Origin of the sequence: Armatimonas sp. (assembly GCF_031410135.1) — a bacterium.
Taxonomy (GTDB): domain Bacteria; phylum Armatimonadota; class Armatimonadia; order Armatimonadales; family Armatimonadaceae; genus Armatimonas.
Genome location: NZ_JANNYP010000493.1, coordinates 1 through 4,409, shown reverse-complemented (window position 1 = coordinate 4,409; position 4,409 = coordinate 1). Strand labels below are relative to the sequence as shown.

The following is a 4,409-nucleotide window of genomic DNA, read 5'->3' as shown; positions in this document are numbered from 1 at the left end:
CAAGGGCCTTCCCATGATCGTCCCCGGCGATGGAACCGGCCTCTGGGCAAGCTGCCACGTGGACGATGTCGCGGAGGGCTTTATCTCCGTGATGGGCAAGCAAGCCGCCGTCGGGGAGTGCTTCAATATCACCGGCGAGGAGAACATGACCTGGAACGACTATCACAAAACTGTCGCTGAGGTCGTCGGCGGGACGTTTAATCCCGTCTATATTCCGATGAGCGTTCTGGAAACCCTTGCCAAGTCTGATTGGACCGGCGGCCTGCGCGAGATCTTCGGCTGGCCCAGCATCTTCACCACCGATAAGATCAAGGCTATCGGCGGCTACCCCGGCCAGAGCATCTCCTGGCGCGAGGGCGCCCTGCGAACCATCGCCTGGATGGAGACCAACGATAAGGCACAGCCCGCCGAGAGCGACACCTACGAAGACCGGCTGATTGCGGCCTGGAACCACGCGATTCAAGCTCTTCCCTCGCTGGAGGCATAGGTGCTGCCCGTGGGCAAGAACACTCTCTGGCTGGTGGTGTTCTTGCTCGCCCCGGTGGCACTGCTGAACTACTTGGATCGCCAGATGCTCGCCTCGATGAAGTTCTCCGTGATGGCTGAGCTGGTGGATATCAAGAGTGACACCAGCTGGGGAGTGATGCTGGCACAGTTCAAGTGGGTCTACGCCTGTCTGAGCCCGATCGGTGGCTATCTGGCGGATCGGTTTAGCCGCCGGGGAATTATCTGCGCCAGTCTTGCGGCCTGGTCGGCGATCACGTGGTGGACGGGGCAGGCGACGGGCTATGCAGAGCTTCTCACTGCCCGAACCCTGATGGGGGTAAGCGAGGCGTTCTACATCCCGGCGGCACTGGCGCTGATCATGGACTACCACACGGGAGCGACGAAGTCACGGGCGACAGGCATTCACACGGCGGCGATCTATATCGGGGTGATCCTGGGCGGCTTTTCAGGCTTTGTCGCCGATGCCCCGAGCTTGGGCTGGCGCTGGGCCTTTCATACGGCGGGGGCACTGGGCGTTCTCTACGCGCTCCCCCTGTTTCTTCTGCTCCGAGATGCTCCCCGAGCCGTAGTTTCAGAGACGGCTCCCCAAAACTCGCCTTTATCGGCGCTACGGCAGCTTTTGGGCAATCCCTCGTTTCTTCTTCTCACGGCCTACTTTGCGCTGGCGGCGTGGCCGGGCTGGATGATGAAGGACTGGATGCCCGCGATGCTAAAATCCCAGTTTGAGATCAGCCAGGGGCGGGCGGGAGTCTCGGCGGGGCTCTATGTCAATCTGGCAGGATTCGTGGGGCTTTTTCTGGGTGGTCTCTGGGCGGATCGGCTGGTGCTTAAGACTGTCCGGGGGCGCACGCTGGTCAGTGCGGTGGGAATGGCGCTGATTATCCCCGCACTCTTTGGCCTTGGCTACGCCCCAACACTTACCGTGGCAATCTGTTTTTTGGCACTTTTTGGCCTGGGCTTTGGGCTTTTTGACTGCAATAACATGCCGATTCTCTCGCAGCTTGTGCGCCCGGAGCTTCGGGCGACGGGCTATGGCCTCATGAACTTTGTGAGCGTGAGCCTGGGGGGCTTTGCCGATATTGGCGTGGGCAAGCTCCGCGATGCGGGGGTCACCTTTCCCGTGATTTTGAGTCTCGCCGCCTGTCTGGTGATTGCCAATGTCTTTCTGGTGCTGCGGGTCCGTCCCCAAGGAGTGAGCCTATGAGCGGTACAAAACTGGCGAGCCTGCCGGATAGGGAGGGCTTTGCGGGTTCGTTTGCAGGAGTGAGCCACGGCACACTGCTCGTGGCGGGGGGAGCGAACTTCCCGGATAAGCGTCCCTGGGAAGGCGGCACGAAAGTCTGGACAGACACTGTTTTTGCGCTGGATCGTCCGCAGGGAGCCTGGAAGGTGGTGGGAAAGCTGCCGCGTCCGCTGGGCTATGGTGTGAGTGCCTCCTACCGCGATGGTGTGATCTGTGTGGGCGGGAGCGACCTCAGCCAGCACTACTCTGAGGCGTTTCGCTTGGAGTGGCGGGGGGGCAAGCTCCTCACGCTACCGCTTCCCGCGCTGCCGATCCCGCTGGCAAATGGTTGTGGGACTCTTGTCGGGGAGACGCTCTATGTCGCTGCGGGGCAAGAATCCCCGACCAGCAAGACGGCAAGTAGGCGAGTTTTTGGTCTCAAGCTCTCCCGAGCTTCCTCAACCTGGAGAGAGCTACCGCCCGTGCCAGGCCCCGGTCGGATTCTGGCGACGGCGGCGGCGTTTTCCGGGAGCTTCTGGCTCTTTGGCGGGGCCGAGCTGTACACCGACGAGAGCGGGGCGGTGAAGCGTCGGTACTTGAAAGATGCCTACCAGCTCACCCCAGGCAAGGGCTGGCGGCAGCTCGCCGACTTGCCTTCGCCTGTTGTCGCGGCCCCCTCGCCTGCTCCGACCTCCAAAACGGGGATATTTGTCTTAGGCGGCGATGATGGCTCACGAGTTGGCCTGCCACCCCAGGAGCACCCCGGATTTTCCAAAAACCTCCTGCGCTACAACCCGAAAACGAACTGCTGGACGCGTGACGGTGAGCTCGAAGTGGCTCGTGTGACGGTGCCCGTGGTGCACTGGGGGAAACGGTGGATTATTGCGGGCGGGGAAGCCCGCCCCGGTGTCCGTTCCCCCGAGGTCTGGTCGTGGGAGCTGCCCTGATGTCTAATGAGCCTTGCTACCTTCCACCACTGCGTCGCACAGTGGGCTCAAGCTACTTTCTCCAGCAGACTCCCACAGCGGAGCGTATGGGAGGGCTCGAAGTACGGCTCGCCGTGCCATCAAGTTCGAATGGGCTAGGGATTATCCGTATCGAGCATGTCCTCTGGCGCACGGGTGAGCCCTACGATAACCTCCAGCCCTGGGTCTCCGAGGCGCTACGCGGCATTCAGGACTATGCCACTCGCAAAGGCATTGAGCTGGAGCGCTTTGACATCACGCTCTCGCAGTTTCTAGTTCACCCCACCGATTCGCATTTGCAGCAGTACTATCTCGCGTCGCAAAACGCGCTTGCCTCGGCCCTGAATGCCTGGAACCAAGTCTCTCCGGACTAGAAACGAGAAGCGGTTAGGAAAGTAAAAACGCCGCAGCAAAAGCTTGCTGCGGCGTGAGTGTTTGTAGGAAGGGAGGTGCTATTTTTTGAACGGGTTGGAGAACTTGGGATCGCTGATAATCGTGTTGTCCGTTAAGGTGCGCAGGAAGGCAACGAGGGCATCGCGGTCTTCTCCCGAGATATTGAGCCGCTGGGGCTGATTATTCGGACCCTTGAGCCTATTGTCGAGCGCCGGGCCATTTTGCACGCCCCCGATATAGTGATCCACCACTTGTCCCAGAGTCGCGAAGCGTCCGTCGTGCATGAACGGGCCGGTGACGCCGACATTTTTCAGCGAGGGCGACTTGAAGATGCGTGTCTCGCCGGCATCTAGGCCATTGCTACGGGAGTTCCCATTCAGTGAGAACGTCGGGACACTGTGGCAGCCTGCACAGCCTGCACCACCCTGGTTGGGGGCGAGCAGATAGACCTGCTTGCCGCGCTCCTCTTGTTGCGTGAAGCCTGCAAACGGCGCACCCACATTTGCATTGGGCTGGCCCGGATTAAAGACCTTGGCGAACTCCGTGTCGAACTTGCTGTTTACCGAGACCATGCTGCGCTCGTACTGGGCGAGGGCCTTTTGAACGCGATCCTCGGTGATGGTGCTGTCGCCAAAGACCCACTTGAAGAGCTCGGGGTAGTAGGGCAGGGTGCTCATCTTGCTGGTGAGAGCCGCAAATCCCCCGTGCGCGGCGTCAAAGCCCATCTCCGTGGAGTCTTGGATCGGCTGCGTGGCCTGTGCCTCGACACTGGCGGCACGACGGTCCCAGAACATCTGCATTCCCTGGTAGAAGCGGACATTGCCAAGGCGCATGCTGTGCGCTCCGGTGAGTCCGCCCTCAAAGCCGACACTGCGTGTTTTATTATCCACAAAACCATCACTCTGGATGTGACAGGTTGCACAGGCAACGGTGTCGTTGCGGCTGAGGCGCTTGTCAAAGAAGAGCACACGTCCGAGTGTCGCCCCTCGGTCGGTAATCGGGTTGTTCGCGGGGATGTTGTTCTGTCCCCGCACGTTGGCATCGTAGTGCACCGGAAACGCGGGGTTGGCGTAGTTGAAGAGGCTGTTCACATCCAGCGTGGTGTACTCTTTGGTGCCCGCAAACGGATCTGGCGTTGGGGTAGGCGTTGGCGTTGGAGTGGGGGTAGGCGTGGGTGTGGGTGTCGGACTCGGTGTTGGGCTGGGCGTGGGGGTTGGCGTCGGGCTAGGCGTTGGTGTCGCATCAGGCCCTGGTGTTGGCGTGGACGTCGGAATGGGGCTTGGCGTCGCGTTAGGATCGGGCGTGGGTGCCGGTGTCGGAGC

Annotated in this window: 5 protein-coding genes; 4 read left to right on the top strand and 1 reads right to left on the bottom strand. The window is 61.0% G+C overall.

The window, feature by feature from the left end; translation table 11 throughout:
* The 4 genes from RMO15_RS18335 to RMO15_RS18320 all read left to right on the top strand — a co-directional run.
* Window positions 1–487 (top strand): hypothetical protein (locus RMO15_RS18335; RefSeq protein WP_309715090.1); only part of this gene is annotated, 487 nt, incomplete at its 5' end.
* 9 nt (window positions 488–496) lie between these two features.
* A complete protein-coding gene (locus RMO15_RS18330) occupies window positions 497–1,711 on the top strand; it encodes an MFS transporter (protein WP_309715088.1) in 1,215 nt (404 codons plus the stop codon).
* Entirely contained in the window at window positions 1,708–2,676 is a 969-nt protein-coding gene (locus tag RMO15_RS18325; protein WP_309715086.1) for a hypothetical protein, read from the top strand. Before RMO15_RS18330 ends, RMO15_RS18325 begins: the two co-directional genes overlap by 4 nt.
* Window positions 2,676–3,068, top strand: a complete 393-nt coding sequence (locus RMO15_RS18320; protein ID WP_309715084.1) for a hypothetical protein — start codon at window positions 2,676–2,678, stop codon at window positions 3,066–3,068. The genes RMO15_RS18325 and RMO15_RS18320 overlap by 1 nt, the downstream gene beginning before the upstream one ends.
* Before the next feature lie 78 nt (window positions 3,069–3,146).
* On the opposite strand, the gene RMO15_RS18315 is transcribed toward RMO15_RS18320, so the two are convergent.
* Window positions 3,147–4,409: cytochrome c peroxidase (locus tag RMO15_RS18315; protein ID WP_309715082.1), on the bottom strand; the 1,263-nt coding region annotated here is incomplete at its 5' end.

What these genes read in the sequence shown, in the direction of transcription:
- RMO15_RS18325 (WP_309715086.1), top strand. Translation starts at nt 1,708, where the DNA reads ATGAGCGGTACAAAACTGGCGAGCCTGCCGGATAGGGAGGGCTTTGCG.
- RMO15_RS18320 (WP_309715084.1), top strand. Translation starts at nt 2,676, where the DNA reads ATGTCTAATGAGCCTTGCTACCTTCCACCACTGCGTCGCACAGTGGGC.